General features: G+C 63.5%; 18 protein-coding genes and 1 pseudogene. 10 read left to right on the top strand and 9 right to left on the bottom strand.

Annotated features, from left to right (window positions below):
• The 4 genes from J0J10_RS20055 to J0J10_RS20070 all read right to left on the bottom strand — a co-directional run.
• The coding region (locus J0J10_RS20055; RefSeq protein WP_291648604.1) for a methylmalonyl-CoA mutase family protein at nucleotides 1-266 on the bottom strand (266 nt) is incomplete at its 3' end.
• Nucleotides 263-1090 carry a bifunctional hydroxymethylpyrimidine kinase/phosphomethylpyrimidine kinase gene (gene thiD, locus J0J10_RS20060; RefSeq protein ID WP_291648605.1) on the bottom strand — a complete coding sequence of 276 codons (828 nt, stop codon included), beginning with the start codon at nucleotides 1088-1090 and terminating at the stop codon, nucleotides 263-265. The genes thiD and J0J10_RS20055, both read right to left, overlap by 4 nt.
• Entirely contained in the window at nucleotides 1087-3012 is a 1926-nt protein-coding gene (locus J0J10_RS20065; protein ID WP_291648606.1) for a methylmalonyl-CoA mutase subunit beta, read from the bottom strand. The genes thiD and J0J10_RS20065 overlap by 4 nt, the downstream gene beginning before the upstream one ends.
• Nucleotides 3013-3184: 172 nt before the next feature.
• On the bottom strand, nucleotides 3185-3571 hold the full coding sequence (locus J0J10_RS20070; RefSeq protein ID WP_291642830.1) for a DUF2267 domain-containing protein: 387 nt from the start codon (nucleotides 3569-3571) through the stop codon (nucleotides 3185-3187).
• A 150-nt stretch (nucleotides 3572-3721) separates the two neighbouring features.
• Between J0J10_RS20070 and J0J10_RS20075 the strand changes: the two genes are divergently transcribed.
• The 4 genes and pseudogenes from J0J10_RS20075 to J0J10_RS20090 all read left to right on the top strand — a co-directional run.
• Nucleotides 3722-5257 carry a helicase HerA-like domain-containing protein gene (locus J0J10_RS20075; RefSeq protein ID WP_291648607.1) on the top strand — a complete coding sequence of 512 codons (1536 nt, stop codon included), beginning with the start codon at nucleotides 3722-3724 and terminating at the stop codon, nucleotides 5255-5257.
• A 128-nt stretch (nucleotides 5258-5385) separates the two neighbouring features.
• A complete protein-coding gene (locus J0J10_RS20080; protein WP_291648609.1) occupies nucleotides 5386-6768 on the top strand; it encodes a dipeptidase in 1383 nt (460 codons plus the stop codon).
• Complete coding sequence (locus tag J0J10_RS20085; protein WP_291648611.1) at nucleotides 6765-7346, top strand: LOG family protein; 582 nt, start codon at nucleotides 6765-6767, stop codon at nucleotides 7344-7346. The genes J0J10_RS20080 and J0J10_RS20085 overlap by 4 nt, the downstream gene beginning before the upstream one ends.
• A 239-nt stretch (nucleotides 7347-7585) precedes the next feature.
• Nucleotides 7586-8434 (top strand): annotated as a pseudogene (locus J0J10_RS20090) (phage major capsid protein); the annotation flags it as partial.
• Between the two features lie 159 nt (nucleotides 8435-8593).
• Here J0J10_RS20090 and J0J10_RS20095 read toward each other — a convergent pair.
• Nucleotides 8594-9022 carry a hypothetical protein gene (locus J0J10_RS20095; protein ID WP_291648613.1) on the bottom strand — a complete coding sequence of 143 codons (429 nt, stop codon included), beginning with the start codon at nucleotides 9020-9022 and terminating at the stop codon, nucleotides 8594-8596.
• 249 nt (nucleotides 9023-9271) lie between these two features.
• On the opposite strand from J0J10_RS20095, the gene J0J10_RS20100 reads away from it, so the two are divergent.
• The 5 genes from J0J10_RS20100 (at nucleotide 9272) to J0J10_RS20120 (ending at nucleotide 14370) form a co-directional block, all read left to right on the top strand.
• The gene (locus J0J10_RS20100) at nucleotides 9272-10798 is read left to right on the top strand and encodes a globin-coupled sensor protein (protein WP_291648614.1); all 1527 of its coding nucleotides are present in this window, start codon (nucleotides 9272-9274) and stop codon (nucleotides 10796-10798) included.
• 90 nt (nucleotides 10799-10888) lie between these two features.
• The gene (locus J0J10_RS20105; RefSeq protein ID WP_291648616.1) at nucleotides 10889-12253 is read left to right on the top strand and encodes a globin-coupled sensor protein; all 1365 of its coding nucleotides are present in this window, start codon (nucleotides 10889-10891) and stop codon (nucleotides 12251-12253) included.
• Complete coding sequence (locus J0J10_RS20110) at nucleotides 12250-12930, top strand: GNAT family N-acetyltransferase (protein WP_291648619.1); 681 nt, start codon at nucleotides 12250-12252, stop codon at nucleotides 12928-12930. Before J0J10_RS20105 ends, J0J10_RS20110 begins: the two co-directional genes overlap by 4 nt.
• A gap of 273 nt (nucleotides 12931-13203) precedes the next feature.
• Entirely contained in the window at nucleotides 13204-13572 is a 369-nt protein-coding gene (locus J0J10_RS20115; RefSeq protein WP_291648620.1) for a cupin domain-containing protein, read from the top strand.
• Nucleotides 13573-14154: 582 nt separating this feature from the next.
• Nucleotides 14155-14370, top strand: a complete 216-nt coding sequence (locus tag J0J10_RS20120) for a hypothetical protein (RefSeq protein WP_291648622.1) — start codon at nucleotides 14155-14157, stop codon at nucleotides 14368-14370.
• 45 nt (nucleotides 14371-14415) lie between these two features.
• On the opposite strand, the gene J0J10_RS20125 is transcribed toward J0J10_RS20120, so the two are convergent.
• Nucleotides 14416-14829, bottom strand: a complete 414-nt coding sequence (locus tag J0J10_RS20125) for a hypothetical protein (RefSeq protein ID WP_291648624.1) — start codon at nucleotides 14827-14829, stop codon at nucleotides 14416-14418.
• Nucleotides 14830-14994: 165 nt separating this feature from the next.
• Between J0J10_RS20125 and J0J10_RS20130 the strand changes: the two genes are divergently transcribed.
• Entirely contained in the window at nucleotides 14995-15285 is a 291-nt protein-coding gene (locus J0J10_RS20130) for a hypothetical protein (protein ID WP_291648626.1), read from the top strand.
• Here J0J10_RS20130 and J0J10_RS20135 read toward each other — a convergent pair.
• From J0J10_RS20135 to J0J10_RS20145, 3 genes are all read right to left on the bottom strand, one after another.
• Entirely contained in the window at nucleotides 15251-16882 is a 1632-nt protein-coding gene (locus J0J10_RS20135) for a DNA methyltransferase (RefSeq protein WP_291648627.1), read from the bottom strand. The genes J0J10_RS20130 and J0J10_RS20135 overlap by 35 nt on opposite strands.
• Before the next feature lie 87 nt (nucleotides 16883-16969).
• Nucleotides 16970-17542: a DUF488 domain-containing protein gene (locus tag J0J10_RS20140; RefSeq protein WP_291648628.1), complete on the bottom strand. Its 573-nt coding sequence runs from the start codon at nucleotides 17540-17542 to the stop codon at nucleotides 16970-16972.
• Nucleotides 17542-17751 carry a hypervirulence associated TUDOR domain-containing protein gene (locus tag J0J10_RS20145; RefSeq protein WP_291648630.1) on the bottom strand — a complete coding sequence of 70 codons (210 nt, stop codon included), beginning with the start codon at nucleotides 17749-17751 and terminating at the stop codon, nucleotides 17542-17544. The genes J0J10_RS20140 and J0J10_RS20145 overlap by 1 nt, the downstream gene beginning before the upstream one ends.
• Nucleotides 17752-18594: the final 843 nt, after the last annotated feature.

Here is an 18594-nt window from a genome sequence, read left to right on the forward strand (position 1 = left end):
TCGGCCGTCGAGAAGCCGGCATATTGCCGGATCGTCCAGGGCTGGTTGACATACATGGTCGGGTAGGGCCCGCGCAGATAGGGCGCGATCCCCGGCAGGCTGTCGACGAAGGCGAGCCCGGCGCGATCTTCAGCCGAATAGACCGGCTTGACCGCGATCCCCTCAGGCGTCGCCCAAACCTCGCCGGTCACAGCCGAAGCGCTCGCGCCCGCCGCGCCGGCGATCTCCGAAAAGCCAAGCTTCGTAAAATCCGGGATCAAGCTCATCGGTCTCTCCCGTCGGTCCTGTCCCACCAATGGTGGAAATGATGCACCGGCCCGTGGCCATGGCCAACCCTGACCGTATCGGAGGCGACGATCGCGGCCGAGATGTAGCGTTTCGCCAGGGAAACAGCCTCGTCGAGCGCGATGCCATGGGCGAGGCCGGACGCGATCGCTGAGGACAGGGTGCAGCCGGTGCCGTGGGTGTTCAGGGTCTCGATGCGCGGTGCGACGAAGCGCTGGCGCTGCCCGCCCTGCGATACCAGCACGTCGACGCTGTCCGCGCCGGAAGCATGGCCTCCCTTCACCAGCACATTGGCGGCGCCAAGGGCGGCGATCGCGCTCCCCTGTTCGGCCGCGGCTTCCTCGGTCTGCGCCATTGCAGTGCCGAGCAGGGCGGCTGCCTCCGGCAGATTCGGGGTGACGAGGGTGGCAAGCGGCAGCAGGCGGCGCTTCAGCGCCTCGATCGCATCCTCCTGCAGCAGGCGTCCGCCCGAGGCCGCGATCATCACCGGGTCGAGCACGATGTTGCGGGCGCCATGGCGCTCAAGCCCGTCGGCGACGGTCTCGATCAGCTCCGCGGTCGCGAGCATGCCGATCTTGACTGCCGCGACGTCGAGATCCTCGAACACCGCATCGATCTGGGCCGCGACGAAATCGGCCGGTACCGGATGGATTGCCCGCACGGCCTGCGTGTTCTGTGCGGTCAGCGCGACGATGACGCTGGCGCCATAGACCTGATGCGCCGCAAAGGTCTTGAGGTCGGCCTGGATTCCAGCCCCGCCGCTCGAATCCGAGCCGGCGATGGTGAGTGCGATCGGCATGGTCATTCCTTGTCCACCTGTCCGGAGGATGTGGTGATCGCGAGCGCATCCTGCAGGGCCGCGACAGCGTCAGTGCCGGCGAAGACGAAATTCTCGACGCCGGCTTCGCGCAGCCGGCCCTCCAGCTCGCCGGGGCGTCCCGCCAGCCAGATGGTCGCTCCGGCCTCTGCGAGCGCCTTGGCGGCTTGGGTCGCTTCGGCCGCATAGCCTTCATCCGAGCCGCACAGGCAGGCGAGCTTCGCGCCCGAGGCCTTGAAGGCGGCGACCAGCGCCGCAAGATCGGTCTTGTCGTCATCGGCGAAGCCATCGCCGGAAGGGGCGGCGAGGCCGCCTGCCTCGAACAGGTTGCGGGCGAAGCCGGAACGGGCGGTGAAGGCGGCGATGTTGCCCAGCGTCGCCAGGAACACGCTCGGCCTTGCTCCTGTGGCTGCGACGATGTCGGACTGCGTCCGCAAGGCCTCATAGGGCTCGGCGAGGCGCAGGCTCGGCAGCGCCTCGACCCGGATCGCCGCATCGCTGTCCGGCGCGGCCTGACGGGGGCCAGGCGGCGGTGCCAGCACCGCGACCACGGCCTCGGCGAGGTTCGGGAACTCGCTTGTCCCGGTGATCGGCTCGCGCCGCGTCGCGATCGCCTTGGCCCGGCTCGCCCGCTCGCGCGCCAGCCCCTGCTGGACATGGCCGTTGGCGAGAGCTCCGACGATGCCCGAGATTCCCTCGGCGCTCTCGGCTTCGAGATCCTGCAGCTTGCGCCAGCCCTGCTGGCAGAGCGCCTGTGTCAGCGCCTCGAAGCCGCCGGCGCCGGCGGCTGGATCGGCGACGCGCCAGAGATTGGCTTCCTCGAGCAGGATCAGCTGGGTGTTGCGGGCGATGCGCCGGGCGAAGGCATCGGGCAGGCCGAGTGCCGCGGTGAAGGGCTGCACGCCGATCGAGTCGGCGCCGCCGACCCCGGCCGAGAAGGTCGCGACCGTGCCGCGCAGCAGGTTGACGTGAGGATCGCGCCCGGTCAGCGAGCGCCAGGCCGTCTCGGCATGGATGAAAACCGGCCGGGCCTCCAGGCCGCAGGCCTGCTGGACGCGATCCCAGAGCAGACGCGCCGCACGCAGCTTGGCGACGGTCAGGAACTCGTCGGTATCGGCGACGAGCGTGAAGGAGATCGCGTCGCGCGCCTTGGCGAGCGGCATGCCTTGCGCTTCGAGCAGGCGCAGATAGGTCACGGCCGTGGCCAGCACGGCGCCGAGCTCCTGCGCCTCGGTGGCACCGGCCTCGTGCCAGGGACGCCCGTCTGCGGCGAGGAAGGGGCCGCGGAAGCCGTGTGCTTTCAGCGCTCCGATCGTCTCGGCGAGGTTCTGCCCGAGCTCCGGCAGCGATACCGAAAGCGTACCGGAGCTGGCGAGTGCGCCGATCGGGTCCATGCCGAAATCGATCTCGACCGCATCGCCGGCAAGGCCGCGGCTCTCGACGAGGTCGGCCAGGAGCAGGGCATTGCGGCGGGCGCCCGGAGCCGGATCAAGCCGCAGGCGGACGAGGTCGAACATCACGCCGGAGAGGGCGGCGTCGAGCTCCGCGACGGTCTTCGCCGCAAGCCCGAAGCCGCGCGCTGCGGCGGCACCTACAAAGGAGAGGCTGAGCCAGTCGGCGCCGCCTTCGAGCTCCGCCAGGGCCAGCCGGTTGGCCTCTGCCGGTTCGGGGTGATCGACCCGCGCCGCGACGTGCCAGCGCCCCTGCTGCTGGCGGAGCGGCCGGGCTGCGCTACCGGTCGCTGCCGGATAAAGCGGCTCGATACGGATGCCGTCGGCGGTCCGTCCGACCAGCTTCTTCTCGAAATCGGCGCCCTTCAGCACCTTGTCGACGGCGCTGCGCCATTGCTCGCCGGCAGGTGTCGCGAAGGCCCCCATATAGGGCAGGTCGGCAAGCGAGGTCGAGGTCATCGGCGCGAACTCCTGACGGCCGTTGGTGCGGCCGTGAAGCTCTCATCGCCAAGCGGCGCCGCGAAGGCAAGTGCCGGGCACCGGTATAGGTGACGCCCATGATGGGGCACGCGACAACAAAACGCCGCCCGAACGGGGCGGCGTTTCATTGAAATTATTGGCTTTCGGCCGCTCAGACGAACTGGCCGAGCCCCGGGATCGCACCGACGATCGCGCCCATCGTGTCCTCGCCCGCCTGCTCGCGGCCGACCGCGAACATCTCCTTCGAGACGCTCTGGATCTGGCCCATCGAGAGGCCGGCACCCATCAGCTGGCCGCCGAGCGCCATGACGCCGCCGCCACCGCCCATCAGGCCGCCGATCGCGCCCATCAACCCGCCCTTGGCGCCGCCTTCGGCCTCGGCGAGGTCCTGGGAGCCCGGCAGGGCCGCAAAAAGCTGGCCGATCTCGGCCGCAGGACCCTCCTTCTGCAGGAAGGCGAGGATGATGCCGATGGCCTTCTTCGCCAGGGACTCATCCAGGCCGGAAGCGGCCATGATGCGGGAGATCAGTTCTTCCATCGTGCGATCCTCTCGTGCCGAGCCAGCTGGTGCTCTCTAGATAGTTTATACATAAACCATTTCAAACGGAAGCGATCTTCATGCTTCCGCCCCACTTCTCGTTTCGCTACATCGGTTGCACGACCTTAAGGCAACGGAGCAGGCGCGACCATGGCGGATGACGGCACGATCCTGATCGGCAAGAGCGTGAAGCCGGAGGTGCTGCTGCTCAAGCTCGCCAACCGGCATGGGTTGATCACGGGCGCGACCGGCACCGGAAAGACCGTGACATTGCAGGTCCTGGCCGAGGGCTTCGCCGCGCATGGCGTGCCGGTCTTCGCGGCCGACATCAAGGGCGACCTTTCCGGCGTCGCGGCCGTGGGCGATTCCAAGCCGCCCTTCGTCAAGCGCGCCGAGGAACTCGGGCTGAAATACCAGCCGGACCAGTTCACCACCGTGTTCTGGGACGTCTTCGGCGAGCAGGGCCACCCGGTCCGCGCCACCATCTCCGAGATGGGGCCGCTGCTGCTGTCGCGGCTGCTCGACCTCAACGACACGCAGGAAGGCGTGCTCAACATCGCCTTCCGCATCGCCGACGAGCAGAAACTGCTGCTGCTCGACCTCAAGGACCTGCGCGCCGTCCTGACCTTCATCGCCGAGAACGCCTCGGAGCTGACGACGAAATACGGCAATGTCTCGGCCCAGTCGGTCGGCACGATCCAGCGGGCGCTGCTGGTGCTGGAGAACCAGAAGGGCGAGAAATTCTTCGGCGAGCCGGGTCTCGACATCAACGACCTGATGAAGACCGACCGCGACGGGCGCGGCGTCATCAACATGCTCGCCGCCGACAAGCTGATGGCCAATCCCCGACTCTACGCCACCTTCCTGCTCTGGCTGCTCTCCGAGCTGTTCGAGCAACTGCCGGAGGTCGGCGATCTCGACAAGCCCAAGCTCGTCTTCTTCTTCGACGAGGCGCATCTCTTGTTCAACGGCGCACCCAAGGTGCTGCTAACCGCGGTCGAGCAGGTCGTGCGGCTGATCCGCTCCAAGGGCGTCGGCGTCTATTTCGTCACCCAGAACCCGCTCGATATCCCCGATACGGTGCTCGCCCAGCTCGGCAACCGCGTCCAGCACGCGCTGCGCGCCTTCACACCGCGCGACCAGAAGGCGGTGCGCGCCGCGGCCGAGACCTTCCGCCAGAATCCGAAGTTCAAGACCGAGGAGGCGATCACCCAGCTCGCCGTCGGCGAGGCCCTGATCTCGACGCTCGAGGGCAGGGGCACGCCGACCATGGTCGAGCGCACGCTGATCGCGCCCCCCATGGCGCAGGTCGGGCCGATCACCCCGCAGCAGCGCGCCCAGTGCATGCGCGACTCCGGCTTCGCCGGCAAATACGACACGATGGTCGACCGGGAGTCGGCCTATGAGGAGCTGATGAAGCGCAAGGGGATGAACGCCGACGGTTCTTCCGTCGAGGCCTCTGCGGATAGCGGCGGCGGCATCCTCGACACGATCGGCGGCTGGCTCGGCGGTTCGACCGAGCGGCCGAAGACCGGCCCCGGCAGCCGGGGCGGGCGCCTGCCGCCGAGCATGGCGGAAAAGGTGATCACCTCAGCAGCGCGCTCTGCCGCGACCACGATCGGCCGCCAGGTCGGCCAGGCCATCCTGCGCGGTGTGCTCGGCTCGATGATGGGTGGGAAGCGCTGACACGGCTATCGGTTGCACTGCCCCGCCTTCTGGGCGGGGCAGGGGTTCCCGTCATGCCCTGGCGGCACTGGCATCCGGCGCTGGGCTCGTCATGATGGCGCCAATCGGAATCAGCCTCAGTGAGCGCCATGTCCAAGCTGCCCGCCATTCTCTCCCGTCTCGACGCCGACCTCGACGCCTCGCTGGCGCGGCTCTCCTCCTGGCTCGAAATTCCCTCGATCGGGACCGATCCGGCCTTCGATACGCAGACGCGCCAGGCGGCCGAATGGCTCTGCCGCGATCTGGAAGGCCTCGGCTTCAAGGCAGAGCTGCGCGAGACCGGCGGTCACCCGGTTGTCCTCGCCCACCGCCCGAAGCCCGGCGCGCCGCACGCGCTGTTCTACGGCCATTACGATGTCCAGCCGGTCGATCCGCTCGAGCTCTGGGACAGCGACCCGTTCAAGCCCGCCGTCAAGGAGATCGAGCCCGGGCGCAAGGTGATCCTCGCCCGCGGCGCCTGCGACGACAAAGGTCAGGTAATGACCTTCATCGAGGCGATCCGCGCCACACTCGCCGAGACCGGCGACTTGCCGGTCGGCCTCACCATCCTGGTCGAAGGCGAGGAGGAATCCGGCTCGGTCAACCTGCCGGGCTTCATCAAGGCCAATGCCGCCGAGCTGAAGGCCGATTTCGCGCTGGTCTGCGACACCGGCATGTGGGACCGCGACACGCCGCTGATCACCTCGACCCTGCGCGGCATGGTCTATCAGGAGGTGCGCCTGACCGCGGCCGATCGCGACCTGCATTCCGGCCTGTTCGGGGGCGCGGCCGCGAACCCGATCCATGTGCTGACCAAGATCGTCGCCGAGATCCATGACGAGACCGGCCGGATCACCATTCCCGGCTTCTATGACGGCGTGCACGAGCCGACCAAGGCGCAGAAGGCCGAATGGGCCGATCTCAACCTGACCGAGAAGGAGTTCCTCGGCCAGATCGGGCTGAAGCACTCGATCGGCGAGAAGGGCCGCATGCTGATCGAGCAGATCCAGTCGCGCCCGACCTGCGACGTCAACGGCATCTGGGGCGGCTATACCGGCGAGGGCTCGAAGACCGTCATCCCGGCCAAGGCCTCGGCCAAGGTCTCCTTCCGCCTCGTCGGCGACCAGGACCCGGCCAAGATCGAGGCGGCCTTCCACCAGTTCGTGCGCGAGCGTCTGCCTGAGGATGTGACGGCCGAGTTCATCAGCCATTCCGGCTCGCCGGCGCTGGCGGTGCCTGTCGATTCCCCCGTCCTGCAGAAGGCGCGCAAGGCTCTTGCCGAGGAATGGGGCGGCCGCGTCGTCTCGATCGGCAGTGGCGGCTCGATCCCGGTCGGCGGCGATTTCAAGCGCACGCTCGGGATCGACACGCTCTTCGTCGGCTTCGGCCTCGACGACGACCGCGTGCATTCGCCCAACGAGAAATACGACCTCTCCTCCTTCCACAAGGGCCAGCGTTCCTGGGCCCGCATCCTGCAGGCGCTCGCCTCATGAAATCAGTCTGTGTCTTCTGCGGATCGAGCCCCGGCAACGATCCCGTTCATGCCGAGGGCGCGCGCGCCATGGGCGCCGAGATCGCACGGCGCGGCTTGACCCTCGTCTATGGCGGCGGAGCGGTCGGGCTGATGGGCATCGTCGCCGATGCGGCGCTAGCCGCCGGCGGCGAGGTTCATGGCGTGATCCCGCGGGCCCTGCGCGAGAAGGAGGTGGGCCATAACGGGCTGACCCGGCTCGAGGTCGTCGAGACCATGCATATCCGCAAGGCCCGCATGGCTGAGCTTTCGGACGGTTTCATCGCCATGTCCGGTGGCATCGGCACTTTCGAGGAGATCTTCGAGATCTGGACCTGGGGCCAGCTCGGCATCCACGGCAAGCCGCTCGGCTTCTTCAACATCGCCGGCTTCTACGATCCGCTCGCCGCCTTCCTGGACAACACGGCGAGCGCCGGCTTCCTGCGCCAGGCCCATCGCGACATGGCGATGACCGAGAGCGAGCCGGCGGCCCTGCTCGACAAGATGGCGGCCTACAAGCCGCTGGCCCAGATCAAATGGGTTGAGAAGGACGAGACCTGAGCCACAGTCTCGGCTGAGGTCATTATAGGAATTTAGTCCTTGACATCGTGACGCTGATCGGGTAGAGATCGGGAACGCTCACGAATTGTGCCTGAGACGAACGAAGCCGCCGCGCTGAAAGCCGGCGGCTTTTGCGTGTCCGGCCGGAGCCGAGGTTTCCGATGACCGACGAGAATGACGACTCCGCCCCGGCGCCGCCGGCGGCGAAGCGCAAGCGTGCGCCGCGCGGCCGCAAAGCCGTGATCGGCAAGCTTTGGAAGGCGGCGCAGACGCAGCTCGAAGCGCATGAGGCACATCTCGCCGAATTGCCGGCCGGAACGGCCGCGAGCGAGGCCGATGCCAAGACGCTGGCGACCTTGGCTCGCACCGTGCGCGAGCTGGTCGCGTTGGATAGTGCCGCTGCGGGGGAGGGAGGAAAGTCCGAGGATGTCCGCCATGGCGAGGCGGCTGGGCTGAAACAGCTCGAGGGCAAGGCGCTCTCCGCCGGTTCGGGGCCCGATGGCGGCTATCTCGCGCCCTCGACCGTCGAGAGCGAGATCCTGCGCCGCCTCTCCGCGGTCTCGCCGATCCGCGCGCTGGCGACGGTGCGCACGATCTCCTCGGGCACCTACAAGAAGGCGTTCTCGACCAGCGGTCCGGCTTCGGGCTGGGTGGCGGAGAGCGTCGCCCGGCCCCAGACCGGCACGCCCGCTCTGGCCGAGCTCTCCTTCCCGGCGATGGAGCTCTACGCCATGCCGGCGGCGACCCAGACCCTGCTCGACGACGCCATCGTCGATATCGACCAGTGGATCGCCGAGGAGGTCGAGAGCGCCTTCGCCGAGCAGGAGGGCGCGGCCTTCGTCAACGGCGACGGCGTCGACAAGCCCAGGGGCTTCCTTGCCTATCCCGCAGTCGCCGATGCCAGCTGGAGCTGGGGCAATATCGGCACGCTGAAGACCGGCGTCGCCGGCGCCTTCGCCGCCGCGAACCCGGCCGACATCCTGGTCGACCTCGTCTATGCGCTGAAGGCCGGCTACCGCCAGAACGCCAGCTTCGTGATGAACCGCAAGACGCAGGCCGCGGTGCGCAAGTTCAAGGACTCCACCGGTAAGTAGTATTTAAATACGCACTTTTTCTGTAGGCAAAACCAAAGCCAGAACCGAAAAAGCCGCCTCGAAGGGCGGCTCTATGGTGAAAACGGGTGATTGAAAACGCAGTTATCGTCAGTGCAAACGTCGGGCTTCGTGCTGTTGAAATGGGGCTTATGCTCAGCACCAGTTGATCTTAAATTCGAACATATGGTCCTTATCCTTAAAACCCCAAAGCAATGCCATCTGGGGATTCTGGGAGTCTGCCCCGTGAACTGGGACTAATAACCATTGGGCGTACCGTGGACCGTAACGCTCCTTTAGCCACATACGAATTTCACCTATGCGACCTTTTGCGATATCGGCGCTGGTTGCTATGGCGCAGGGGAAGCCGCCTTGGCGAAAATCCTCGGCGACGCCTGCAAGATCGTCCAACATTTCCGGGGCGACGCCTTTGCACAAGTAGACGCCTTGGTGTTTGTCGTCTGTGGTCTCGCTCATCACTTCATCTCTCCGCAAACTAACTTCGTAGCTTACTGGCTCCTTCGCCTCGCTCCTGACCTTCGAGGCGCGCTCCCAAACGTCCCTTTCTGTCTCGGCCAGCGTCATCCCGCCTCCTTCGCAAAACCCGTCTCTTCGACGGTCTCATGAGAAAGAGGTTTTGCAATCGAATTTTGCGACACCGTCGTCAGCAGAATCCCCGACGATCCCGACCCGGACGAGCGTCTCGCGGAAACGACCGTTTGTCGCAGGCATATCAGCGTGCTCGGTCGCTGCTTCTTAGAAGGGCGTTAATCATGCGTCTTCTAGCGCCATCGGTGTTCAGGCCGCCAAGAGTGGCGGCACAAGGAAAGATCAATGACCGCCCCCGACAACCTCACGCAGCGACTGGATTTCATGAAACTCGGCACGGATGCGCAGCAGCGGATTCGGGACGTGCAGAAGACGATCGTCGCAGCGTTGCCGGGCGCGCTCGATGCCTTTTACGCGCAGATCAGAGCCTACCCCGAAACGATGGCCTTCTTCCGCGACGAGCAGCAGATTGCCAGCGCGCAGAACAGACAGGTCCTCCATTGGACTCGGATCGCCAAGGGGCAGTTCGATCAGGAGTATGTGGCAGCGGTAACGCGTGTCGGGCAGGTTCATGCCAGAATCGGGCTAGGGCCGCGATGGTATATTGGTGGGTATGCGCTCCTGCTGTCGCAGATCATCGGCAAGGTACTGGAAGCGCGTTGGCCGAAGGGCGCGTTCGGGTCGAAGCTGCCGGGCGCGGACGAGCGTGCGGCTGAGATCAGCGCGATCGTCAAGGCCGCGCTGCTCGACATGGATTATGCCATCTCCGTCTACCTTGAGGTGTCCGAAGCCGCGCGGCTGAAGGCCGAGGCAGAGGCGCGCGCGATAGAGCAAGCAAAGGCTGCCGAGCGCGAAAAGGCAGTCGCTCTGGTGAGCGAGGGGATGGCCGCGCTGGCGAATGGTGATCTCAGCTTCCGCATGTCCCAGGACATCCCTGCCGAATACGCCCAGATTCGTGATCACTTCAACGATGCCATGGCGCGGCTCGGTGAGATGGTGGCGACGATCAAGGCCAGTTCAACTGCCATCGCTGACTCATCTCAGGAGATCAATGACGGCGCGGCCAACCTCTCCGCGCGCACAGAGGAGCAGGCGTCTGCGCTCGAAGAGACTGCGGCAACAACCGAACAACTTGCGGCTTCGGTAAAGACCTCTGCCCTGTCGTCGAGAGAATCCGTAGCCCTTGCAGACGAGGCGGCGAGCATTGCGCGCACCGGAGGCAGCATTGTCAGGGATGCCGTCGAGGCAATGGTCCGCATCGAGGAGGCTTCGAAGAAGATATCGGAGATTACCGACGTTATCGACGGTATCGCCTTCCAGACGAATCTCCTGGCACTCAACGCGGCGGTGGAGGCGGCCCGCGCGGGCGAGGCAGGGCGAGGCTTTGCCGTGGTCGCTGCCGAAGTCCGTGCACTGGCACAACGCTCGGCGGCGGCGGCCAAGGACATCACGAGCCTGATCGGTTCGTCCGACGCCGAGGTCACTGAGGGAGTTAAGCTTGTCCGGCTGGCTGGCGAAACGCTGGAGAAGATCGTTGACGCTTCGGTGCGCGTTTCCGGTACCGTCAAGGAGATCGCGTCCGCGACTGGTGAGCAGGCCAATGGGATCGAGGAGATGAGCCAGACCGTCAGCCATATGGATGAGATAACCCAACGGAATGCTGCACTGGCCGAGCAAAGCGCGTCATCTGCCCGCACGCTGATGACGCAGATCGACCGCTTGAGCCAACTGGTTTCTGCCTTCCGCACCGGGGACCAGCAACGTCACACGTCTCCGGTACTCACTCTGGTACGGGACAGCCGAACCGCCTAACGCGCGCGCGAACGCAGCAAACGATCCAGTTCCGAGGGGCGTATCGCTTTGAGATACCCTCCGCAGTACGTATTTTCTGAGCCGATCAATATGACCAATTCGAATGAGAGCCTGCCGATCAGCCACACAGTGGATCGGGAGACTCGGATGCGCTTCATGCGCATCGATGCCAGCACAAGCGAGACCCTCCGGCGCTTTTGGACGATCGTCGAACCACGGCTTCCCGCCATTCTCGATGCCTTCTACGCCCACATCACGACGGAACCCGAGATTGCTACACTTCTTGGACGTGACATACCTCGCCTGAAACGGGTTCAGGGGGATCATTGGGCACGGCTGTTCGATGGACAGTTCGATGAAGCTTATATGCGGGGCGTGCAGACCATTGGCCGTGTCCATAACCGGATCGGCCTGAAGCCCCGCTGGTATATCGGCGGCTACAATTTCGTCCTGGCGCAACTCTCCACTCTGGCTGTGCAATCCTACCGGTTCCGGCCAGCGAAACTGTCTGAGGCCCTGGTCGCGGTGAACGCCGCCGTCATGCTCGATATGGACCTCGCGATCTCAGTCTATCAGGACGAAATGCTCGCTGAGCGTCAAGCGCGGCAAGACAAGGTTACGGCGGCAATCAACAGCTTCAACGACGAGATGTCTCAGGCGCTGCGCATCGTGGACGTTTCGGCACATAATCTTGAGGAAACAGCCAACGGGCTTTCCATCAACGCAGAGGCGACATCGCGGCAATCAACCGCTGCGGCCAGCGCATCGCAAGAAGCATCGGCTGGCGCTCAAAGCGTTGCGGCAGCAGCCGATGAGCTTTTGGCAAGGGTTCGCGAGGTCGGTCACCAAGTCTCTCAGTCGGCTTCGATCGCGACGCGAGCGATGGCTCAGGCGAGTCAGTCTCAGACACTGATGAGCGGCCTCGTCGCGACCACTGGCGAAATTGATGGCGTGGTGAAGCTCATCGCGGACATCGCATCGCAAACCAATCTTCTCGCTCTCAATGCGACGATCGAGGCTGCTCGTGCGGGAGAGGCCGGAAGGGGCTTTGCCGTCGTGGCGACAGAGGTCAAGATTCTCGCAACCCAGACAGCGACGGCAACGGATTCGATTGGTCAGAGGATCGCCGCGATCCAGTCCGCAACGCAGCAGTCCGTTGCCGCCATTTCCGGGATCGGCACGACTATCGAGGAGATCGACGCGATCGCGCAAACCATCGCGGCTTCGGTCGGTCGCCAGGAAGTACGGATCGGGGACATTTCCAAGAGCATTCAGGAATCGGCCCGTGGAGCGCATGACGTGTCGGCCAATGTGACCGGCGTTAGCATGGTTGCTGCCGAGACGGGACGAGCCGCCACCTCGGTACTGAATTCGGCCAAGGACCTTTCGAGCCAAGCGGATCGATTGCGCGATTGCGTCAGTACCTTCTTCAGGGCCATTCGGGAGGCCGCGTGAAGCCTGATCTCCATCGTGGTCCGCATGTCGTCACCATCGACTTCAACGGCCCTTCACGATCAAGCTATGATGGAAGCAACATGTTCTCGACGCCCGTACCTGCTACCGTGGCTTTTAGGTCTGCGATCCCGGAAGACTGCGCCGACCTCGCTCTCCTCGCTGATATGGCGACGCGACGCCTCACGTCGTTTCTATGGGGTCAGGTGGCCTCGCCCGGCCAGTCATCGTTCGAGGTCGGCCGGAACATCATCCGTAACGATACCAGCCACTACATGCACCAGAAGAACTGGCGCGTTGCCGTAGATCGGGGGGTGCTCATCGGAGCGTTGAACGGCTATGTGATCCCCGAGCCGACCGGATCGCCGCCCGCCTCAGAGGTGATTAAGCCTTTGAACGCGTTGAAGGATGTCGCGGCCGGGACGTGGTATATTGCAGTGGCGTCGATCTACCCGGAACATCAGGGCAAGGGCTTAGGCAAATCGCTTCTCTCGGAAGCAGAGAACATCGCCCGGTCAGCAGGCAAAGATCGCCTTACACTCATGGTCGGCAGCTTCAACGCCAGGGCCTACGGCCTCTATGCGAAGAGCGGCTTCACGGAATGGGAAAGGCGACCCTTCCACCCGTTTCCGGGATCGGATGAGCCCGGAGAGTGGATTCTGATGGTCAAGGATTTGTAGCGTAAACTGGCGTTATCGGAGCGGGTATGACGAACGCGAGCAGCGGGCTGGATTGGCTCAATTGATGGTGCGCTGGCCAGAAGGTCGGGCGGCCGCCATCGCAGTTGCCGTCAATGATCGGTGATCAAAAGCGATCATCTGATAAAGCGACTTTACGAAGGATGTCGTCAAGCGACTTTTACTGATGGAGACTTGCCATGGCGACGTGGTCCGCATCGGAGCCTCGAACTTCGTTTTCTAACCGACGAGACACGCAGTTCTGGCAGCGTGGTAATGTTCGAGTTCAGCATACCAGCCAAAGCTCGGGTCCCTGTGCCTCATTTCCACAAGGCGGTCGATGAGGTGATCTACGCGCTTGAGGGTACTACCCCAACGACGTTGGACGGGGTACGGCACGAGCTTCGAGCCGGACAGTGCCTCTTCATTCCGCGTGGCAGCGTTCATACACACGAGAACCTTCACAGCGAGACAGCGCGATCTCTTATCGTCATAACCCCAGGGACAATCGGCAGGCGTTACTTCAACGAAATCGCGCACGAAGTGAACGTGACCCGCAATCCTGATCTCGTGAAGATCAAGGAGATCATGATCCGGCACGGCCTTGTACCAACTTTGTCTAAGCCGCTTGTCATCGGGCGGTGACTGGTCCTTCAGCGGCCCCCCGGCGCAGCGCTCGGCCGCGCGAACTTCACCAATGTCCGCCTGAGCAAAGCTGACAGGAGTCTCCTGCAAGGGCGGCTCCCTTCGCGATTTCGATCTATCCGGCTCTTCCGTCTGATCGAAGACATGCCAGACATCCGCCCGCTTCAGGAAACCGGCCGGATTAGGGCCAAGCCGCCCTGCTTCACAGCGAGGTCCAACAGCAACCGCGCGGCGGCATCCATGGACACCGCGAGCGCCGTCTCGACCAACACCTCGTGGGGCGTCAGCCGCAGTGCCTGCGGCGGCTCGCCGGGAGGCTCCAGCAGAGCTTTGATGGAAGCGGGCTCCAGGTGCGCCCAGGCGGGAGGGGGCGAGATCACGTCCGGGAGAATAGGCGACGCCCTGAAACAGCCTCAACATCCATGTCGCATGCAAGGCGCGGGAGGCATCTCGCTGCTCCGTTGGATAGCGTACAAGGCGCTTCTTCGACTTTGGTCGAAGAGTAGCTGTCTTGCCTGACCTATGAAGGTGACATAGGCCGACTGCATGCCGTTCCGAACACTTGTGGCCGACGAAGAGGATATGACGAATCTGGTTGAGGCGTTTGACGCCGCGTGGATTGAAATCAATCGTTCTACGCCGATCGCTCCACCGTATCGCTCGGCTGCTCAAAACCGGCTGGGCGAGATTCTCATCGCCTTGTGGAAGGCTGGTTCTGACACGCCAATCGTCGAGCAGGCGGTCGCCGAATTTAATTCTCAAAGCTCGGTACCACCGCCCGGCCCGCAGATGCTCTGAACCCAGGCGTGGTGTTGGATACCCGAGTTCGGAATGTAGTCAGGGTCATACAATCATCGGCATCGCCTCGATCATCCTGCTGCCGACGAGCGTCACCATGGGGACCGCGACGGTCACCGGCTCGATCGCAATCTTGAGCGGCTGATATCGCCCGGCCGCGTCCGCTTTCGGAACGGTCGAGACCGATCGTGCCGTCCGGTAGACCTCAGTTCGGACGTTCCCGATTTCGAGAGGTCGCAAACTAACTTCTCCAAGCCGTCTCAGGGCGGAAATAAACTCGGTCGGCGCGATGGAGCCGAGTTCGACGATGCCGCGCAGGTCCACACCGTTCCACCAGCCCCAAAGGCCGACGCCGCGCCACCATAGCGATTGGCGTCGCTGATGGGCCACGGAGTTATGGACGGACTTTCGCCAGTGGCTGAATTGGCGCGGACTCGAAGCCGCGACTACGATCGTCACCGCATGGAGGTGTCTCGGCTCGCAGGCAAGAATGCGGCGCGCGATGGTGAGCGAATATCGCCACGCGCAGGCGGCGCAGTCTATCGAAGAGCAGCGACGGGCGGATGTGCACCGAGGAGGCATGAACTATTTAGCGGCTTCTCGGCTCATGCAGCTAAATAACCGATGACACCCGCACTCATCCAATCATTCGGCCAAATCGACGCGACCTTTACGGCCAAAAAGCAGCTTCAGCACCCCTACGAGGTCGAACAGAAGGGCATGACTCGTCTGAACCTCGGCGAGGACTTGTTCCAAGCGATGAATGTTGAGCGTCGCCTATGGCTCGACGAGAACTGCACAGCGCCGGTAAGTTTCGATCAACTCCCGCGAGGAGCCGGGCAGAAGTATCTGTTCGCAGACCCTGACGAAGCCTTCCACTTCAAACTGCGTTTCGGGGCACGGGTATTTCCTTGATCCCAAGATCGCTGAGCACCCCCTCACCACGCGGCATGATCTTCCCGATCCTGCCTCGCGCGATTTCAGCATACTCAGGTACCATCTCGCAGCCGACGAAGCTGAAGTCCTCTTGGACTGCCGCAACCCCGCTCGAACCCGAGCCCATGAACGGATCGAATACCGTGCCGCCAGGAGGTGTCACAAGTCTGACCAGATACTTCATCAATTCTGTCGGCTTGACGGTTGGATGGTTGTTTCCGGGTCCTCGGTCGGCCTTCGACGCCTTGGCTGCGTAGAAGTAACGTCCCCACGTCTCCTCGATGTCGGTGAGGATCACGTTGGCGGGCCACCGACCATTTTCCGCCCTCGGGGCTTCGACGCATTGCTTCAAGCTCGTCGCTGGCCGAATTCCGGCCGCCACGTTTGCTTTCGTGTAGCTGGCAATGCCTGTGCTGCCCGGCCGGGAGGTTGGTCGGTCCTTTCGTCCGACATCCACGAGGCCGGTCGGTGGTAGGCCACGGCCAGCCAGTGCTACGGAGGCTCCCACTTTCCTGCCCGCCCGACCTTGCTCGATCCACTCGCTGGTGGGGATTCGGCAAGCATCGATGTTCATCGCCCCGGTACCGAACATCACGACGTTGGACGCCACGCTCGTTTCCGCGATTGGCTTGCGCGCAATGATGATCGGCTCGAAGGCGGGCTTGAGCGCGGTGCCTCGGCCTTTGTGGCGGCCTTTCAAATTGTGCGACTTCGGAAAACCTGACCCGAACAACCAGATGATCTGGTCACGTATCTCGAAGCCCGCATTCTCGACCGCGACGGCGAGGCGATGGAAGGTTCTGGGTCCGCCAAACGCGATGAGGTAGGCACCCGGCTTCAGCACCGCATAGCCCGCACGCCACGTCTCGACATCGAACGCAACCCCGCCACCGTCCCATTCTTGCCCAAGGAAACCGGTGGCCATTGCCCTATAGGGGTTGTCGTTGCCCGGCTCACCGCCGATCAGCGGGGCCGCTTGTTTCCTGCCGTAGCGCCGCGAGATCGAGACGAGATGATAGGGCGGATCGGTCACGATCGCGTCGAACATCAGGCCCTGCTGAGCGAAATCCCGCATGTGCTCGCGGCAGTCGCCCAGGAGAACTCGGGCGGTTGGCTCGGGGAGCGGAGGCGGTGTAGTCTCGATCGCGACATCCACCAGGGACATCGACAAGCCGAGCGCATCCATGGCCGCGACCAGGGTTGCGACATGGCCTTCGCTGCGCTCGATCCGAACGATGGCCGGTTTCGAGATGCTAGCCAGAGCGCACAGCTTCTCCTGCGACAAGCCTACGCCCTTGCGGGACTGAGCAATCCAGCGGCCGAGTTCCACATCCACGGGTTGGTCGGCGAGCCGATGTTCCAACGTTTCCAGCACCTTCATCAGAGCAGCCAGGGAGCCTCGCCCTGCCTCCAGACCGACGAGGGTCATGCGGCCGATACCAGCCTTCTCTGCGAGGTCGCGTTGCGTGAGATGGCGGTGCCGACGAGCGCGGAGAAGCTCTGCTCCAAGCGCGGCGGCGGGTTCGGAAAAGTTACGAATCTTGATCTCGCATCGTGGGTTCGACAGGCTGAACAACCATGACGCTGGTATCGGAATCGTAACCGAGCGAACGATCGAAGCCGTATTGACGTAACCTCTGCCTGACCGGTCTGACAACGCGGTTCATGGGGGCGGTGGCGGCATGGGCCTTTCGCCTGGGGAACGCTCCGCCGGATAGATTACCTTCCCCTCCGGTGTCCGCTGCGCGCCCGGCGTCGGCGTGCCATGTTCGATCTGACCCGGACCCATCAGGTGATCGACCGCGTGGCCGTTCAGGAGCAGATAATCGGTGATGATCCGACGATGGCATCGCCACCAGACCGCCTCCGCACACATCAATGCCAAGCGACGCGCCTCGCCGAGGCGCAGCAATTCCTCGAAGGCATCGCGAAGCTCATCGCTCAGCGCATAGTCGGCATAGTTGTGAAAACTCTGTTCGCGCCACAACGCGTTGGTTTGCGCGTCCACGTCTCTTTGCTTTCGCCTCCGTCCGCCAAGCTCCGGGATATGGCGATAACCGATCTGGAAGCGCTCCAGGTCACTCGGCAGCCGATGGATGTTGAAGGCCGGATTGCTTCTCGATCGCGGAAACGCGCGGACATCGATCAGCAGATCGACACCGGCCTCCCTCAGTATCGTCACGAACTCGGTAAGGGAGCGGTTCGAATGGCCGATGGTGGTAAACTGCGCTACCATCAGCCGATCTTCGTGAGAGCAGCACCTTTATGGGCGGCGACGTGGTCGGTCTTGTCGCTCTTGATTTCGTACTGCGGCTCATCCTCGGAGGCGCGATGTCGATAGCCTTTGTAGTCGAAATCGGCGTGGTGGACCTTGATGATCTTGCCGCTGACCATCCCGGCTTCGGAATTCCAACGGACGTGATCGCCGACCTTGAAATTGGACATGTCTTCCCTGCCTTCGCGGAGAAAATCCGCAGCCGATGAAGTTGTTCCAGGCGCTCGAAGTACCGGACCGGCATCGACCTCCTTCGCAGCAGGCGGCTTGCGCGTCCCTTTAGGACGGCAGAGGCATGATCGTTGGTAGGTCACTCACGCACTGATCGCCTTGGCGTGCGGCGAGGGGCCACCAGCAACCTCCGAAGCTTGGCCTACGTTAAATCCTGACCGAATTTTTGGTGCAGCGGTGCCAATAGGCTTGATAACCAGCCGTGTCGGTCTTCTTACCGTAACACCATCCGCTACTGCTCAGGCGCTTCTCATACTTCGAGCGAACATCGCAAGCCCGCTGGGTCTTCGGATTATCCCAGGAACCTCGACACAAACGATGCTGTTCGCTCCAGAGGCGAACGAGTTCCTGAGGTGTTTGGGCCTGCCCAGCGGTGGTGACGATAAGACCAGCGAGAATTATGGCAACGCGCACAATGCACTCCATTTCAAATCATAGGCGATCAAAGATACTTTATATCTATCGCACTTATTATTTTAAGCTTAAGCAAATTGCGGCTCTTTTCCATACACTCGTGATTGCGAATCATAAATTCTTCAATTTGGAAATAGAATGATCCGTCTCTTGATGATTTCTGCGCTAAGTTTCCTTCCTACAGCGGTCAAGGCAACAGCGGAAGGCTGCGCCAAAGTCCTGGAAACGCCAGACGGCTTCCTATCGCTCCGCGCCGCGCCGGGGCGCGGGCTCAGGGAAGTCACCCGCCTGCGCTCTGGCGATCGGCTCTGGGTTGATACGGCCACGTGCGAGCAGGTCGGGGCAAGTTCGGTCTGTGATCCGCAATG

Origin of the sequence: Allobosea sp., from assembly GCF_017308075.1 — a bacterium.
In the GTDB taxonomy this organism is placed as follows: Bacteria; Pseudomonadota; Alphaproteobacteria; order Rhizobiales; family Beijerinckiaceae; genus Allobosea.